The 17,235-nt window shown below is 35.0% G+C and carries 18 protein-coding genes; 4 read left to right on the top strand and 14 right to left on the bottom strand.

Features of this window, described 5'->3' with window-relative positions:
• Positions 1–133: 133 nt before the first annotated feature.
• On the bottom strand, positions 134–1,744 hold the full coding sequence (groL, locus tag OC526_RS06090) for a chaperonin GroEL (protein WP_262122783.1): 1,611 nt from the start codon (positions 1,742–1,744) through the stop codon (positions 134–136).
• A gap of 21 nt (positions 1,745–1,765) precedes the next feature.
• Positions 1,766–2,047 (bottom strand): co-chaperone GroES, encoded by a 282-nt coding sequence (locus tag OC526_RS06085; protein ID WP_262122780.1) that lies wholly within the window; start codon positions 2,045–2,047, stop codon positions 1,766–1,768.
• Between the two features lie 135 nt (positions 2,048–2,182).
• On the opposite strand from OC526_RS06085, the gene msrB reads away from it, so the two are divergent.
• Positions 2,183–2,623: a peptide-methionine (R)-S-oxide reductase MsrB gene (gene msrB, locus OC526_RS06080; RefSeq protein WP_262122778.1), complete on the top strand. Its 441-nt coding sequence runs from the start codon at positions 2,183–2,185 to the stop codon at positions 2,621–2,623.
• Between the two features lie 111 nt (positions 2,624–2,734).
• On the opposite strand, the gene OC526_RS06075 is transcribed toward msrB, so the two are convergent.
• From OC526_RS06075 to dinB, 5 genes are all read right to left on the bottom strand, one after another.
• A complete protein-coding gene (locus OC526_RS06075) occupies positions 2,735–3,196 on the bottom strand; it encodes a flavodoxin (protein WP_262122775.1) in 462 nt (153 codons plus the stop codon).
• Positions 3,197–3,569: 373 nt separating this feature from the next.
• On the bottom strand, positions 3,570–4,052 hold the full coding sequence (rlmH, locus tag OC526_RS06070) for a 23S rRNA (pseudouridine(1915)-N(3))-methyltransferase RlmH (protein ID WP_262122772.1): 483 nt from the start codon (positions 4,050–4,052) through the stop codon (positions 3,570–3,572).
• A 37-nt stretch (positions 4,053–4,089) separates the two neighbouring features.
• On the bottom strand, positions 4,090–4,497 hold the full coding sequence (locus OC526_RS06065; RefSeq protein ID WP_262122769.1) for an ATP cone domain-containing protein: 408 nt from the start codon (positions 4,495–4,497) through the stop codon (positions 4,090–4,092).
• Positions 4,494–4,922: a DUF2188 domain-containing protein gene (locus tag OC526_RS06060; RefSeq protein ID WP_262122766.1), complete on the bottom strand. Its 429-nt coding sequence runs from the start codon at positions 4,920–4,922 to the stop codon at positions 4,494–4,496. The genes OC526_RS06065 and OC526_RS06060 overlap by 4 nt, the downstream gene beginning before the upstream one ends.
• 41 nt (positions 4,923–4,963) lie before the next feature.
• Positions 4,964–6,205, bottom strand: coding sequence for a DNA polymerase IV (dinB, locus tag OC526_RS06055; protein WP_262122764.1), 1,242 nt, complete (start codon positions 6,203–6,205; stop codon positions 4,964–4,966).
• Positions 6,206–6,346: 141 nt separating this feature from the next.
• Here dinB and OC526_RS06050 point away from each other — a divergent pair, with 141 nt between their 5' ends.
• From OC526_RS06050 to OC526_RS06040, 3 genes are read left to right on the top strand one after another with little or no spacing between them, the layout of a single operon-like run.
• Positions 6,347–6,748, top strand: coding sequence for a helix-turn-helix domain-containing protein (locus tag OC526_RS06050; RefSeq protein ID WP_262122761.1), 402 nt, complete (start codon positions 6,347–6,349; stop codon positions 6,746–6,748).
• On the top strand, positions 6,748–7,296 hold the full coding sequence (locus OC526_RS06045) for an ImmA/IrrE family metallo-endopeptidase (RefSeq protein ID WP_262122758.1): 549 nt from the start codon (positions 6,748–6,750) through the stop codon (positions 7,294–7,296). Before OC526_RS06050 ends, OC526_RS06045 begins: the two co-directional genes overlap by 1 nt.
• The gene (locus OC526_RS06040) at positions 7,293–7,838 is read left to right on the top strand and encodes a tRNA (mnm(5)s(2)U34)-methyltransferase (protein WP_262122756.1); all 546 of its coding nucleotides are present in this window, start codon (positions 7,293–7,295) and stop codon (positions 7,836–7,838) included. Before OC526_RS06045 ends, OC526_RS06040 begins: the two co-directional genes overlap by 4 nt.
• A 13-nt stretch (positions 7,839–7,851) precedes the next feature.
• Here OC526_RS06040 and OC526_RS06035 read toward each other — a convergent pair whose 3' ends face one another.
• From OC526_RS06035 to ileS, 7 genes are all read right to left on the bottom strand, one after another.
• On the bottom strand, positions 7,852–8,766 hold the full coding sequence (locus OC526_RS06035; protein ID WP_262122754.1) for a hypothetical protein: 915 nt from the start codon (positions 8,764–8,766) through the stop codon (positions 7,852–7,854).
• 62 nt (positions 8,767–8,828) lie between these two features.
• The gene (locus tag OC526_RS06030; RefSeq protein ID WP_262122752.1) at positions 8,829–10,067 is read right to left on the bottom strand and encodes a hypothetical protein; all 1,239 of its coding nucleotides are present in this window, start codon (positions 10,065–10,067) and stop codon (positions 8,829–8,831) included.
• A 10-nt stretch (positions 10,068–10,077) separates the two neighbouring features.
• Complete coding sequence (locus tag OC526_RS06025) at positions 10,078–11,460, bottom strand: ABC transporter permease (protein WP_262122749.1); 1,383 nt, start codon at positions 11,458–11,460, stop codon at positions 10,078–10,080.
• Positions 11,447–12,484: a COG1361 S-layer family protein gene (locus tag OC526_RS06020; protein ID WP_262122747.1), complete on the bottom strand. Its 1,038-nt coding sequence runs from the start codon at positions 12,482–12,484 to the stop codon at positions 11,447–11,449. Before OC526_RS06020 ends, OC526_RS06025 begins: the two co-directional genes overlap by 14 nt.
• On the bottom strand, positions 12,462–13,190 hold the full coding sequence (locus OC526_RS06015) for an ABC transporter ATP-binding protein (protein ID WP_262122745.1): 729 nt from the start codon (positions 13,188–13,190) through the stop codon (positions 12,462–12,464). Before OC526_RS06015 ends, OC526_RS06020 begins: the two co-directional genes overlap by 23 nt.
• A gap of 187 nt (positions 13,191–13,377) precedes the next feature.
• Positions 13,378–13,824, bottom strand: coding sequence for an 8-oxo-dGTP diphosphatase (locus tag OC526_RS06010; protein WP_262122744.1), 447 nt, complete (start codon positions 13,822–13,824; stop codon positions 13,378–13,380).
• Between the two features lie 66 nt (positions 13,825–13,890).
• Positions 13,891–17,004: an isoleucine--tRNA ligase gene (gene ileS, locus OC526_RS06005; protein WP_262122741.1), complete on the bottom strand. Its 3,114-nt coding sequence runs from the start codon at positions 17,002–17,004 to the stop codon at positions 13,891–13,893.
• Positions 17,005–17,235 lie beyond the last annotated feature (231 nt).

Genomic DNA, 17,235 nt, shown 5'->3' with positions numbered 1-17,235 from the left:
CTTCGCTCCTGCGGTAGTTTCGTGCTAGTCCCAGAATTTTCGGGTGAAAAATACAAAGTATTTTTCATTTCTGAGATGAGCTTTGCGAATCCAGAAAACTCGCGAGCCCTCTAAGGACGCCGGGCAGGCGTTCTTAGTACATAGGCATTTGTGGCATTTCTGGTTCTTCTTTTGGTATGTCCGCTACTGCTGCTTCTGTTGTTAGGATCATTCCTGATACTGAAACTGCGTTTTGTAATGCGCTTCTTGTTACTTTTGTTGGTTCTACGATACCTGCTTCAAACATATTTACATACTCATCATTGTATGCATCGTATCCTTGGTCTTTTTCTGATTCTTTTACTGTTTGAACTATCACTGATCCGTCCATTCCAGCGTTTTCTACTATTTGTCTTAGTGGTGCTTCTAGGGCTTTTTCTATGATTGTAGCTCCTGTTTTTTCATCGCCTTCTAGGCTTTCTTTTAAGCTTGCTACTTTTTCGATAGCACCGATTAGGACTACTCCACCACCTGCTACAATACCTTCTTCTACTGCAGCTCTTGTTGCTGATAGGGCATCTTCGATTCTATATTTTTTCTCTTGCATTTCTGTTTCTGTTGCTGCACCTACATTTATTACTGCAACTCCACCTGCAAGTTTTGCTACTCTTTCTTGTAGTTTTTCTATTTCGTATGAACTTTCTTCTGCTTCAATTTGTTGGCGGATTAGGTTTACTCTTTCTTCTAGAGCTTGTTGATCACCCTTACCTTCTACAATTGTTGTATTGTCTTTATCAACTTTTACTTTTTTAGCAGATCCTAGCATAGAAAGTTCCGCATCTTTTAGGTCCATATTTAAGTCTTCTGAGATTACTGTTGAACCTGTAAGAATTGCAATATCTTCTAGCATTGCCTTACGTCTATCACCATAGCCAGGTGCTTTTACTGCTACAACATTAAATGTTCCTCTAAGTTTATTTAGGATAAGGGTTGTAAGCGCTTCACCCTCTATATCATCTGCAATGATTAGTAGTGGGCGTGATTCTTGAACAATTTGTTCTAATAGTGGCAATAAATCTTGGATATTTGAGATTTTTTTATCTGTTAATAGGATATATGGATCATCAAGCTCTGCAACCATTTTTTCATTGTCTGTTGCCATGTATGGTGATAGGTATCCTTTGTCAAATTGCATACCTTCAACAACATCTAGATAAGTGTCAGTTGTTCTTGATTCTTCAACTGTAATTACCCCATCATTACCTACTTTTTCCATAGCATCTGCTATAAATTTACCGATTTCTGGATCTGCAGATGAGATTGTACCTACATTTTCGATAGCTTGTTTGTCTACAATGTCACGAGAGTTTTCTTTGATGTAGTCAACTGTAACATCTGTTGCTTTTTTAAGACCTTTGTTTAAAACAACTGGGTTTGCACCTGCTGCTAAGTTTTTAAGACCTTCTTTGATAATTGCTTGAGCTAGTACTGTTGCTGTAGTTGTACCGTCACCTGCAACATCATTTGTTTTTGTAGCAACTTCTTTTACAAGTTGAGCCCCCATATTTTCAAATCTATCTTCAAGCTCGATTTCTTGGGCAATAGTTACACCGTCATTTGTAATAGTTGGTGCGCCATAAGATTTATCTAGGACAACATTACGTCCCTTTGGTCCAAGAGTAACTTTTACAGCATTTGCTAGTTTATCAATACCACGTTCTAAACCATCGCGGGCATCTTTTCCATAATTAATTTCTTTTGCCATAATTAATATTCCTTTCTAAAACTATTTTACAACTACTAAAATATCGATGTATTTTACAACTATATAATCTGTATCATCAAGTTTTACTTCTGTTCCTGAATATTGAGAATAAATAACCTTATCCCCTACACAAAGAGAATCTTTTTTCTTATCATCATTTAAAATATCATCACTGATAGCTACAACTTCTGCATAAACAGGTTTTTCTTGAGCGCTTTCTGGAAGCACGATACCTGATTGAGTTGTCTTTTCAGCTTCAGCTTTTTTAATAACTACTCTATCACCGATAGGTTTTAATTGCATATTTTACTCCTTAGGTATAATAATTTAGCACTCATAGGTGCTGATTGCTAATTACATTTATAATGTACTACCTTTAGATAAAAAATCAAATCAATAAATTTGGGTAAAATGTATAAAAAGACTAAGGAGATTAAAATGTACAAAAAACCAAGTGATGACGAATTAAGAAAAAATCTTACAGCTTTAGAGTACGAAGTAACTCAAAATGCCGGTACAGAAAGACCATTTTCATCAGAATATGATGACTTTTATGAAGAAGGAATCTATGTAGATAAAGTATCTGGCGAGCCACTTTTTTCAAGCAAGGACAAATTTAACGCAGGATGCGGTTGGCCAAGCTTTTCAAAACCAGTTGAGGGAACAGAAATAAATGAAAAAGAAGACCTATCCCATGGCATGGTAAGAACAGAAGTAAGAAGCAAAAACGCCGACAGCCACCTAGGTCATGTTTTCCCAGATGGTCCACAAGAATTAGGCGGACTAAGATATTGCATAAACGGTGCTGCCTTAAGATTTGTTCCTAAAGAAGATTTGGAAAAAGAAGGGTATGGGGAGTATTTGAGAATTTTTGAGTAGAAAAGGCAAAGAAAACTAGGAATAGCAAGTCCTAGTTTTTTTAATATGGTGATTTTCATTTTTTCTCGAAAATAGCATTTATTTGCTTGTTTCAGTTTGATAAACTGGTATTTATAAATTATTATCTAGCCATATTTTTAGTTCATCGAAGCTGTAATCTCCTTTTATCGCTATTCCATCTTTAATAATTGAATTTGTACATTCCTTTTTGTAATCTTCAATCATTCTTCCAAATCCTCCTCCGCCGTGTGTGCAAAAGGGAATGATTTTCTTTCCGCTTAAGTCAACTGTTCTTAAAAAAGACAGCACTGGTGGGGCAAAAGTCTTAAGCCAGTTAGGAGAACCAACAAAAACTACCTCTTCATTTTCAATCGCCTCCGCCCCTCGTATAAGAGGAGGACAATATCCTCTTTCGATCTCTTCTCTCACTTCTTTTACAGCTGTATTATATGAGAACGAATAAGGCTTTTGTGGTTTCAGTTCTCTTAAATTTCCATCAGTAATCAACGCAATATCTTCTGCTAGTCTTCTTGTTAATCCTGAGTATGAATAATATACAACCAAAGTACTCATTAAAATCACCTCCTTAACTTATAATTTTTTCCTCTAATATATTAGGATATTATAATATTTTAAATGTATTTTCTAAATAAATGTGTAGCTTTTTATTTACTCTTCTGCTATAACCTCTCAGAGATGAAATATCTTTCACATTTTTCACCCACAGAAAAGGTAGTGCGATAGGCTTTAGACCTCGATTAGTTCTGCGGACTCACTTGTAGCAAAGCTTCTACGTTCATCTCGCAGATGGCCGATTACAAATCGGCCACCCAAGATGATGTTTCCTCTCGAAAACTCTTTGAGTTTTCTCGCTTAGTTCTCTGGGCTCAGCTTCGCTTCGCCTCAGAGATGACAGAGCAAAGCTCTGCCACCCAAGATGATGGGACTACTTATGATAAGGATGCCCATTTATTATCCTAAATCCCCTATAGATTTGTTCAATTAAAACAACTCTCATTAACTGGTGGGGGAAGGTCATTTTTGAGAAGGATAGTTTATAGTTTGAGCGATTGCTTACTTCTTTGGCTAGTCCATTTGATCCGCCTATTACAAATACTAAGTTTCTGCCAAAGCCTTCCCTCATTTCATTTTCTATAAATTTTGCAAATCCTACACTATCTATTTGTTTACCTAGGATTTCTAGACTTACTACATAGTCGCTATCTTCGATTTTTCCTAGTATTCTTTCGCCTTCTTTTTCTTTTACTTGCTCGATTTCTTTATCTGACAAGCTTTCTGGGGCTTGTTCGTAAGCTACTTCTATTATTTCTATTTTGTTGTAGGCTTGCATTCTTTTTAGGTATTCTTCCATGGCTTCTTTATAAAATTTTTCCTTGATTTTTCCTACTGCTATTATTTTTATGTCCATTTTTTCTCCTTAAAAAAACTCAATCAATTGATTGAGTTTAGTTTTGGTCTTGTACATATGATACGTATGAATCGTAAATTTGGCTATAGCCTTCGTTTACCAGGGCATTTTTTACATATTCCTTGATTTCATCTGTTCTAAATACTTTTCTTTTCATATCTTTCATATTTTTTTCAACATCTTTTATCAAAATTTCTACATCTGATGTATTAATTTGCTGGCCATTTCTGTCTGAAGCATTTTTAATAGATCTTATGACCTTATCTGCATTGTATTCTTCTAGATTTCCCCTTCTTTTTATTACATAGACCTTATCATCATTTGCCTTATCTAAGAAGTCCCTTACTACATCGATTTTTAGATTATCTATCTCTGTAACTATTTCATTTATTCCATAGCCTTGGCCTTCAAAATATTCTAAAACTTTTCTGCTTAGTTCACTCATTTTGACTCCTCCTTGGTTTTTGTAATTACTTTGCTTTCCCTATTTTCAGCGATTTTCTCTGCTCTATCCTTGGCTTCTTCTTTTGTGTCATAAAAGCCTTCTGCTTGGCTGGCTTTTTTGGATTTTACCTGCCATTTTTGCTCATCATAGTTAAAAGAAACTTCTACATCCGCATCTTGGAGCCTTGCTCCTGATTTATTTTTACTTTTTTTATGGTCTTTTAAATCTTTTTTGCGGATTTCTTTTAATTCTTCATTGCTGGCATCATTTGCCCATTCTTTGGCCTGGGAAATTGCAATCGGGATTGCATTGTCTTCGTCATATCCTTCTTTTAGCATAGCATTTGTAATGTCTATTGCCTTGTCACGGACTTCTTTGTCCAGATTTTTCATTGAATTTGGGTAATTTCTTCTATCAAAGGGCATAGTCTCACCTCTTTTTTTGTATTTTTATATTTTTACCCAATTTACATATTATAATGGCGGTTTGGCAGGGTCACTATTTCTGTAATATCACTTGGGAGTCCTATATCTCGCTTTAAGGCCGCAAAGGTTATGGAGTCTTTGCCATATTTTTTTCTAATATTATAAAGGGCAGTATCCACATCCTCGTTTTTCTTAAATTTTTCGTGGTTCAAAAACACATCCATTTGGCTGCCCCCACCCTCATTACGCAAATTGATTGCCCTGATGCCTACTGCCCTAACTGGAAATGACCAATTATATTTTTTCTTAAAGATTTCCATAGCACGTCTTACTAAAATAATGGAACTTTGGCTGGCCATTTCTAGGGGAATGGCAAAATTCCAGCTTTGAAGTTCATTATTTCTTACAAAAACTTCTACACTGCGGGCTTCAAGTTTGGCTTCTCTTAGCCTTCTTGAAACAGAAAATGAAAGTTCTTGCATAACATTAAAAACTTCCTCATTGCTATGTAAATCTCTTTTGCAAGTGGAACTATTGCCAATTGATTTGATGGGCTCAGTATGATCTCTGTCCACAATTGGGCGAATGTCTAGGCCATTTGCGTATTGCCAAAGGTAAACACCATTTATACCCAAAAGACTTTTGAGCGTTTCTGCTGGTGCATGGGCTAGGTCTCCTAGGCTAAAAATCCCTATTTTATTTAGTTTTTTTTCTGTAGCTTTTCCTATGCCTACCATTTCACGGACTCCCAGTGGCCAAACTTTTTGTTTGAAATTTTCCTCAGTAATTACAGTCACTGCGTCAGGTTTTTTCATATCGCTGCCTAGTTTTGCAAAAATTTTGCAAAAACTTACCCCAATGCTGACTGTAAGTCCAAGTTCTTCTTTCATACGATTTCTAATTTCATGGGCAATTTCCTCCCCAGATCCAAATAAATGCAAGGACCCTGTTACATCCAGATAACACTCATCAAGGCCAAAGGGCTCAACTTGGTTGGTATACTCATAATACAAGGCACGGGCCATTTTTGAATGTTTTAAATATTCCTCATAATGGGGTGGCACAAGGGTTATATTAGGACATTTTCCTTGGGCCTGCCAAATTGGCTCACCAGTTTTTACCCCCATTTTTTTTGCTTCTTCACTTTTTGCAAGGATAATCCCATGGCGATTTTCTGGATTACCAGCCACTGCCATTGGAATTCCCTTTAATTTGGGATTTAGCTTTGCTTCTATAGATGCATAGCAAGCATTCATATCTGAATGTAAAATTACTCTTTTCATAAAAACTCCTATTGATTTTAGATGACTATTAATGTATAATTAAGACATTAAATGACTTTTGTATTATTATAAGACACTAAAAGTCTTGTGTCAAGATTAATTTTAAATTTAACAGTCACTTAGTGACTATAAGGAGAAATAATGGCATTTGCTAACAAACTACGCGACCTAAGAGAAGCAAAAAACTTAACCCAAGAAGAACTTGCAAAACTTTGCAATGTGTCCCTAAAAACCATATCCCGCTACGAATCTGGCCAATCCAAGCCAAGATATAGAAAAACTTACGATGCCTTAGCCGAGGCTCTTGATAGCAGCCACGATTATTTGGTGACTGATGAAGAAGATTTTATCCTATCTGCCAGAGAAAGATACGGAAATGCTGCAGCCCGCGATGCCGAAGAAATGGTTCAAGGAGTCATAGGCCTTATGGCTGGTGGAGATTTGCCAGAAAAGGACAAAAAAGCCATACTTGATGCAATCAGCGAAGCCTACTATATTGCCAAAAGCGAAAATAAAAAATACGGGCTAAATAAGGAAAAATAATGGTATCCACCTATGATAAAATCTACGAGGATACACAAAAATTGATAAAAAAATACAAGACCCGTGATCCCAAAGAAATCCTCGAGGGACGTGGGGTTTTTCTAATCCCCTTTCAAACTCCCACCACCCTTTTGGGCATGTATAAGATAATTATGCGTAATCGTTTTGTATTTTACAATCCTTTTGTAGATGAAAGAATAATAAATATGGTCCTAGCCCACGAGCTGGGCCATGATATATATCATAAAAATGAAGCCAAAAACGGTTTTGCAGAATACGAACTTTTTGACATCAACACCGAAATGGAAATTGAAGCAAATATTTTTGCAGCCCACTTGCTTTTAGATGAGAAAAAATTAATGGCTGACATAGAAGAAGGCTACACCTACCAACAATTAGCCAGCCTTTATGATGTAAATGCAAATCTTATGATCTTTAAGCTAAACGAAATGCACAGGATGGGCCTACCTATAAATAGAAATATTGCCGATTCCAAATTTTTTACCAAAATTGATGGGACTGACGAATTTTACGGGAACTTAGAATGATAGACCATGCAACTGAAATAATAAAAGAATTGCTAATAAGAGAAGAAAATGTAAATATTGCAGTAGATATGACTGCAGGCAATGGTCATGATAGCAAATTTATTTTGGAAAATAATAAGCCTCAGAAACTTTTTGCCTTTGATATACAAGAATTGGCCAAGGAAAATACCTTAGCCTTAATAGGAGAGAATCCAAACTTTTCCTTTATCCTAGACAGCCATGCAAATATTGATAAATACATCAAAGAAAAAATTGACCTAGTAGTCTTTAACCTAGGATATTTGCCAAAGGGCGATAAAAATATTACTACAAATTGGCAAAGCACAATAATTGCCATAAAAAAATCCCTAGAACTTCTAAGTCCTAGGGGAAAGATTTTTATAACCGTTTATCCTGGCCATCCAGCTGGTAGAGTTGAATCTGAAAAAATCAGTGAATTTTTGAAAAATTTAGATTATAAAAAATATACAGTTTTAAAATTAGATTTTATAAATAAAATCAATAATCCACCCTATGTGCTGGTTATCGGCCACAAAAATTAATTTGTGGTCTTTTTTAATACTTGCTTGCTCCATTTTTAGTTGCTACAACTATGGTGTCATTTTCAAAGCGAATACCAATGGCATCATCAATTTCATTTATTTTTTCGCGGTTTCTTTTTTCTAAAAAAATTATTTTCATAGTCCCATCTGGATTTTTATCGATACCCATAACTGTGGTTGGCTTAAAATAATTTGCTTGATACTTATCCCAGGCCTCATCCTTGGAATATATCCTGTCCTTATCTGAAGCATAAAGGCTCATGATTTCTTTTTCATTTTCCAAATCTTTTGATAAATAAAGTTCAGGAGTCTCATAGCCCACACTGATTAGCTCTGGGGCCTCACTTTTTTTGCCAGCTTCTATGGATTTTCTGTGAAGCTCGTAATAATTATTTTCGTTATTAAAAACTGTGTAATAAATGTTATTTGGACTTACAATCCCATCTGTCAAAAATCCGCCCACGCTCTCAATGTCAGTGGTATTAAATTCCTCAAGGTCAATTAGGCTAATAGTTCTTTTTTCTTTTTTCTCACCATTTGGCCCATAAAAACTATGGATAAAGTAGATATTTCCATCATTGTATCCTATTGGAAAGATCTCCTCTCCCTGGTTAAATTCATGGAGGCTTTCTATATTTTCCCCCTCAATTTTTACTAATTTGTATGTATGATTGATACTATCTCCCATGACAAAAACATTGTCAGCATTGTTGATATCATAGGCTATATCAGTCGGATTTGGATTTAATATCTCACTTTGATTGCCGTTTGGATTAAATTTTATTAATTTTTTATCGATTGGGTCATAATAAATTTGTATCTTGTTGGTATCAATAGGATCTCCGCTTAGTGTTGGATTTGGAGTATCTGAATTGCATCCAACTAGAAAAACAAATAATAAAGCCAATAAAATCTTAAATCTTTTCATAAGACCATTATACTATGAAAAATAAAAAAAGGACCACAATCGTGATCCTAATCTATTGATTATTAAAGTTCGATGTCAACTGACTCTACTTCATTATCTGGTGTTAGATAATATAGCTTGTTTCCTTCTATTTTCATACCCCTAATTTGAGTTTCTAGAACTGTTTCCCCACTTGACATGTTAATAACTTTAATTGTTCTTGATAATCTATCCTCACTAATTCCATCATTATTAAAGTAGAAAATGTTATTTCCTATGATTTCTTGATTTCCTTGTTCAGCCCATAGGAATGGGAATTTTTGGTCGTTTACATAGATATTCTCATTGTCTGCCCTGTATATTTTCCAAACTGGGTTTCCGTTTTCAAATCTTTTTTGTCCAAATAGGTATTGGAGGTCAAAGTCTTTTTCTAGTAATTCTGCTTCTTGGTCAGTGCCCTTTGATAGGTCTAGTTTATATAGGTCAAAATTGTAGGCATTTTGCTCATTATTATCTCCTGGCAAGGTAAATTGTAGTTCACCATCGACAACTACTGCTCCCCCTACTAGACCATCCACAGTTGCATCAAAATCTTTGACTTCACCGGTAGCTAAATCTACATATCCAATGGCTGATTTTACTTGTTTTAAAGTAGGTGTTCCATTTATCTCATCATCTTCATTATAGTTGTGGTAACCATATACCTTATCTCCAATCAGGCCAAGTGGACGGAAATCCTCGTTTTGAGGGAATTCGTAAAGGGTGGTCACATCTTTATCATTCATCCTAACTATTGCTACAATATCTTTTAAATCTTTTACATTTCTTTTGCTTCTAACAAATAAATTATTAGAATATTTTACATAGTCGTAATTGTAAGATTCATCGCTTGGAGCAACATTTCCACTTTCATCTACTATGTCACCATTTTCATTTACTGTTGAGAATGGAGCATATAAACTGAAAAATAAGTCATCCTTGCTTACTTCTTTGCCTTCATTTTCTGCTTGATTTTCTTCTTCTGATTCTTTTTTGCTAGCATCATCAGAATTTTCTTCTTCTTTGTCTTCTTGGTCTTTTTTCTGACTTACTTCAGAATCTTCTTCATTTTGATCTTCAGTTTCGACAGATCCACTTTCTTCACTGTTTTCTTTGTTATTTTCAGCCTTTTCTACATCTATAACTTGAGTATCGTCAGTATTTTCGCTTACTTGTGTCTCATTAGTATTTGTTTCAGTGTTTGTTTCGCTTTCAGTTGAATTTGTATTTGTACATCCTACTAGAGCGAGTGAAAGAGCCATTATTGGTATTATTTTTTTCATAATTTCCTCCTTAATTTGCTCTTAATGCATCAATTGCAGATAATTTTGTAGCACGGCGAGCTGGCAGATATCCTGCCAAAACACCAACTAGAGCCGAAAAACCAACTCCAATTAATGCTAGCCAAAGTGGAATGACAATTATATTTCCACCCTGTACTATTGAATCATTCATACCCGAAAAAGCACCATTTATAACTTTGCTTGCCAATAGTGAAATCAATAAGCCTAAGATACCTCCAAAAAATCCTATAAATCCAGATTCGATTAAAAACATGGCTTGTATGTCAGACACAGATGCGCCAATGACCTTCATAACACCAATTTCTTTTTGACGTTCGTAAATACTCATTAGCATTGTATTTATAATTCCAATTGCAGAAACTATAAAGGCAATGGATCCAATTCCCCCAAGTATTAGCATAATTGTCCTGGTTTGATTTTGGATTTCTTCATTAGCCTGGGCCATAGAATTTGTTTGATAGCCCAAGAGTCTAATTTCTTTTTCAGCCTCCTCTACATTTTTAACATCATCTACGATTACTTCTAGGTTCTCATAAGTTATTTTGTCAGAAGTTTCTGGTATAGGATTGCCTTTTTCATCAAAGGATTGAATCAAAGATGGAGATGATATTTTGCCGTCTTCTTTTTTTAGCATTTTATATGTAGATTCAGATATATAGGAGCCCCAGCCGCTTAAAAATGATTTGTTATTTAATTTGCCAGCTATTTCTATTGGCACATCTATGGAATCAGGTTTGTTTTCTTCTTCTCCTTCTAAGCCTTCTCCCTCATTTGGATTTCCAAAATTGACCCCATCATCCTCTTCTTCCATAACCCATCCTAATCTTACAAAGTATTGGTGGGCAGAATAATCGAAATCTTCCACAGGCTCCATCATGTAGCCCCCATCTGCCATATCAGTTTTTTTATTTGCTGCTGCATTTTGTCCAAGCAGTATTTTATTATCTTCATTTGGACTTGGAGGGTTTCCAAATTCTAGCATATCTTTTTCAATCATGGAAAAAATATTATCAGGAATTATATTTAATGACCCGTCTATCTCGTAATCTTCAGTATCCGACATCAAAAGTTGGACATAAATATTTTTGCTAGGTACAACCGCTTTTACATGATTTATCCTCTTTAAATCATTCATCACCTTATCAGTAACTTCTAAAGATCCATCTCCAGACCCATCCATTATATTAATGGTAGTTAGACCTTGAAATGACTCGATCATTTCTTTTTGTGAATTGCTAATGCCCTCTGCAAAGGCCAGCATCAAAATTATTGAAGTAGATCCTATTACTACTGATAAGATTGTAAGAATTGTCCTAGATTTACGACGCCAAAGATTCCTTAGGGCCATGATAAATCTATCAGATATCCTCATCGTCGATTATTAGCTCCTCATTTTTCTTATTTTTTTTGTGTTTTCTAATTAAAAGTCCTACTAGGGCAAGGATTATTATTAGTCCAATCCACAAAAATGGTGATGAAAGTAAGCTGCCACCTGCTTCCATATTTTCTTCCATGCCTTGGTCAACCGGTATCATTTCTCCAGTTTCAGGATCTTCTATCATTCCTTCTTCAAATCCTTCTCCACCGCCCATGCTAGTTACATCTGCATAAAAATCCTTGGTTTCTGTGTGGATATTTCCAGCTGAGTCTTCATAGGATAACATAATTTTCCCCTCAACTGGACCTTCGTGGCTAGGGGTAATATTAAAAGTAAAAGTTTCTGTAGATCCAGAATTAAAATTCCCTATAAAACGTCTGTCATTATCAATTGTAAAACCCTTACCTATTACATCGCACATAAAGGTATTTAGATTATCCTTGCCAGTGTTATAAATATTCACACTTACTTGAGTCTGGCTATCCACCATTAGGTCTTCGTGTTTTACCTCACCAATAGTAACATTTGCCCTTTGAACAACTGGGATTCCAATTGATTCCTTGGTTTGATATTGGTTGCCCAGATAATCTTCATATTCTAAAGTTAGGCCAATCACATAATTTCCCGCCACAGCATTTGGATTTACCTTCATAGTTATATACTTAGTTGTAGAGTTCCAAGGATAAAGGGCAGAAACATAAAAACTATTTGAAGTATTTACTGGGGTAAAAACTGATCCGTCGCTTACAAGGGCATTATTTTCACCGCTTGCTTGGGGTTGGGATTGGAGTTGCTGGTCTATACTTACCTTTAGATTGTAAATAGAATTTTTATTATTGGTATTATAGAGGGTAAAAGCTAGGTTAAAATCTCCCCCTGCCTCCACAGTTTTTGGGCTAATACTATAATTTGAAATTATTAGCTTTGGTTGGTTTCTCATTTGCACTGGAGCATTTTCACTTTCAGCCGCCTGGTCATTTGTATTTTCTGTGCCATTAATTTGTTGGTAGTATGTCATCTTCTAAAACCTCATCAATAGTTAAATTTTTGTGGATGGTTTGGATTTTTCCATCTCTCATAAAAAGTGTTCTGTCAGCAAATTCTGTCATTTCATCATCGTGGGTTACCATGATAAAAGTTTGCTTATTTTCCCTTGTAATGTTTTTAATCAGCTGCATGACCTCAAAACTGGTTTTGGTATCTAAGTTTCCTGTAGGCTCATCGGCAAAAATTATTTTCGGAGTGCCAACAAAGGCACGGGCAATGGATACCCTTTGCTGCTGGCCACCAGATAGTTCATTAGGCTTGTTGTTCATCCTATTTTCAAGGCCAACTTCTTTTAAAATTTTGTAGGCCTCTTCCTTGCGCCTTTCAACATCGGCTCCCTTAAAGGTCAAAGGAAGGGATACATTTTCCCAGGCAGTAAGATATGGCAATAGGTTATAAGACTGGAAAACAAAACCAATATTTAAATTACGAAATTTTGTAATATCAGTTTCTTTTAGCTCATTTAAAATGATATTGCCATATTTTATTGTGCCTTTCGTAGGATATTCAAGGCCTGCTAGCATATTTAAAAGGGTGGATTTTCCAGAACCACTTGTACCTAAAAGAGCGATAAATTCTCCCTTGTTAATATCAAGATTTATTCCATCCAGAGCCTTTATAATATTGCCGCCTACCTTATAATATTTTTTTAAATCGCGTACTTCAATAAGCGCCATAGCGTCTCCGTAATTTTATGTATATTAGATAGTTACAAAAATAACTTATAAATAGTGTTATGGTATTCACCACACACTATTTGCAAAGATTATATCATCATAGGATCAAAAAAGCAATTAAATTTATGCTTAATAGATATTTATACGCAAAGAAAAAAAGCAGATAAAACTCTGCCCAAAATTTAATTTATTTAATATAAGATATTTCGTCTGTAACTACATTCCAAAATATTTCAGAAAATTCTCCCTCATATATTTTTAAAATCTTATCCATAGATAGGCTCATCCCATCCATTTTTTTAAATTTTTCATAGTCAACCCAAGAAAGATTGCCCTCACGATTTTCTCCTATAAGATCTCCAGTAAAATCTGTAGTTTCATACAGAAGTCCCACATCCTTAAATTCTTTTCCAAGCCATGTAATAAATCCTACAAATTTTAAGTTTTTTATATCAAGGCCAGTTTCTTCTTTTGCTTCTCGAATGGCAGCGTCCATCAAGGATTCATTTTCTTCTACCTTGCCTCCGGGAAAAGTCAAACCCTCCCAGCCTTCTTTTTTGATTTTGTCCAAAACTACAACCTCATTTGTAGCGGGATTTGTTATCTTTATCATATTCATAATTCTAGTTTTCATTTTTTATCCTTTTAGCAAATTTTCCCATAAAAAAAGAGTAAATATTTCTATCTACTCTTTTTTATACTATATTCTTGTTACTTTTACACTTATAGTTTTATCATTTAATTCTATTGGATCAGCTTCAACACTTTCTTTTGATAATTTATCTGCAAGTGTTTCTGCTTTGATTTCTTTAGCAAATTTTTCGATAGCCTTACTTAAATCTTCATCTGCATCATAGGCAATTTCTATATGGTCTGTTACTTCAAAACCGCTATCTTTTCTTAGATTTTGAATTTTTGAGATAAATTCTCTTGAATATCCTTCATCTAATAAATCTTCTGTGATTTCTGTATCAAGGATTACAAATATATTTCCATCCATTTCTACATCATAACCTTCTTTTGCAGAGATTCTGATATCTAAGTAGTCTTTTGAAACTTCGTATTTTTCGCCATCTAGGTCGATTTCTACTGGACCATCTTCTACACTTGATACAAAATCTTTTGCATCTACATTTGCCAGATATTTTCCAAAGTCATTTACCTTTGATTGGAAGATACGTCCTACAACCTTAAAGTCTGGTTTTAGGAAGTAGTCCATAAATTCTGAAAGATCTGCTGCAAAGTCGATTTCTTTTACATTTAGCTCTTCTTTTATAAGACCTATTAAATCAGAAATCCTATCTTCATATCCACCATCAACAATGATTTTTGCAAGTGGTTGGCGAACTTTTATTGATTCTTTTTCACGAGAAGCACGGCCTAGGTTAACTATTTTTCTTACTAGTTCCATGTCTTGCTCTAAGTTTTTATCAATCATTGCTTCATCTACTTCTGGTAGCAATTCTGTGTGGACAGTTTTTGCGCCAGTTAAGTTTCTATAGACTTCTTCTGCCATAAATGGTGTGATTGGTGCTATTAATTTTGCAATGGTTGTTAGCACATCGTAAGTTGTTTTGTAAACTGCTTTTTTAGAGTCTGTAAGTTCACTATTCCAGAACCTTTTTCTATTACGACGGATATACCAGTTTGATAAATCTTCTACTACAAAGTCAGAAATTAAGTGAACAACTTTATTATATTCAAATACTTCCATTTCTTGGTAATAGTTCTTAACTAGGGTATTTAATCTTGAATATAACCATTTATCAATTTTTTCAAGCTCTACTTCGCCGATATTTTGTAAATCTTCTACACTTAATCCATCTGTATTTGCATATAAGCTAAAGAAGTTATACACGTTTTCATAGGTTCTAAAGAAGTTATTTCTTACTTCTATAAGGCCTGCTTCATCAAATTTAGTTTGCATCCAAGCTGGTGATACGTATAAAGAATAAAATCTAACTGCGTCTGCCCCGTATTTATCAAATAAGGCAAATGGGTCTAGGGTATTACCACGTGACTTACTCATTTTTTGACCATTTTTATCTACTACTAGGTCATTTACAAGTACATTTTTATATGGTGCCTTGCCTAAGGTAAATGTGGAAATGGCCATTAAGGAGTAAAACCATCCACGAGTTTGGTCGATTCCCTCACAGATAAAGTCAGCTGGATAGTAATTTTCAAATAATTCTTTATTTTCAAATGGATAGTGAAGTTGGGCAAATGGCATAGCTCCTGAGTCAAACCAAACATCGATCACATCTGGCACCCTGTGCATGACACCCCCACATTTTTCACATTTCATAGATACATTGTCTACATATGGTCTGTGAAGCTCGATATTTTCATCTATATCTTCTACGGCAAGTTCTGCCAGTTCTTTTCTTGATCCAACTGAGCGAGTGTGATCACAGTCATCACATCTCCAGATATTAAGTGGTGTTCCCCAATAACGGCTTCTAGAAATTGCCCAGTCTTTTACATTTTCTAGCCAGTTTCCAAAGCGTTTTTCGCCAATTGTTTCAGGAAACCAGTTTACGCTATTATTATTTTCTACCATTTGGTCTGAGAATTTGCTCATTTCTATATACCAAGATGGTGTTGCGTAATAAACTAATGGAGTTTTACATCTCCAGCAGTGAGGGTAATTGTGTTCGATAGTTTGTTTTTTAAATACCTTGCCCTCATTTGCTAGATGATGCCATATATCTTCGTTGGTATCAAAGATAAATTGTCCCTTCCATGGAGTTTCTGTAAAGTTACCTTCAAGGTCTACTGGTTGGATGAAAGCTAGATCATATTTTCTACCGATTTGATAGTCGTCCTCACCAAAGGCTGGTGCAGAGTGAACTATACCTGTACCATCTTCTGCAGAAACATAATCAGCCAGTGTTATTATAAATGCATGGTCAGGGTCAACTTCAACAAAAGGTAGTAATTGCTCATATTTCATATATTCCATATCAGCACCCTTTAGGGTTTCTACAACTTCATAGTCATGGTCTTCCATTAGTTTTTCACAAAGTGATTTTGCCATGTAGTAGTAGCAATCATCTGTTTTATCATATACTTTTACATAGTCAAGGTCTGGATTTACAGATAAAGCCACGTTTGATGGAAGGGTCCATGGTGTAGTTGTCCATGCTAGGAAATATTCATTTTCTGTGTCTTTTTTCTTAAATTTAACAGTAAGAGTAATGGTTTTATCCATTTGGTAACCCTGAGCTACCTCATGGCTTGCAAGACCAGTTCCACATCTTGGGCAGTATGGCATAACTTTTGCACCCTCATAGATATATCCTTTTTTAAAGGCATTATCTAAAAGCCACCACTCAGTTTCAACGTAATCATTATCCATAGTTACATATGGATGGTCCATATCATATAAAAAGCCCATGCGATCTGACATGTCACGCCACATATCAGAATATTTCCAAACTGATTCCTTACATAATTTATTAAATTTTTCTATACCAAATTCTTCGATGTCATTTTTGTCATGGAAGTCTAATTGTTTTTCTACTTCAATTTCTACTGGCAATCCGTGGGTATCCCAACCAGCTTTTTTAAGGACCTTATAGCCCTTCATATTTTTATAGCGGCTGGTCATATCCTTTAAAGTTCTTGCGATTACGTGATGGATACCTGGTTTACCATTTGCTGTTGGTGGTCCATCATAGATTATGTATTCCTCAGCATCTTCACGTGTTTTAAAAGTTTGATCTAAAAGGTCAATCTCTTGCCAATATTTTTCTACTTCTGCTTCACGATTACGGGTGTCATTTGTATTTAAAGATTTAAACTCACTCATATTCTTCTCCTTACAAAAAAAGGACCGTCCATACAGACGGTCCACTTATTTCCTAAATTACTCTTAACGATTGGTTTTCGTAGCAAACTACTGATTTCATTTGCTAAACTAAAAGATGATATTCGCTTTTACTTTCACTAGCACATCTCACCAACCGTGCCTCTCTAAAGTTTCCATAAAAGTTACTGGTCTTTATAACATTTGTATTTATATTCTATTTTTATAATACTT

Source organism: Anaerococcus sp. Marseille-Q5996, from assembly GCF_946893725.1.
Classification (GTDB): Bacteria; Bacillota; Clostridia; order Tissierellales; family Peptoniphilaceae; genus Anaerococcus; species Anaerococcus martiniensis.
The sequence above is the reverse complement of the archived record's forward strand: the minus strand, read 5'-3'. Positions and strand labels throughout refer to the sequence as shown.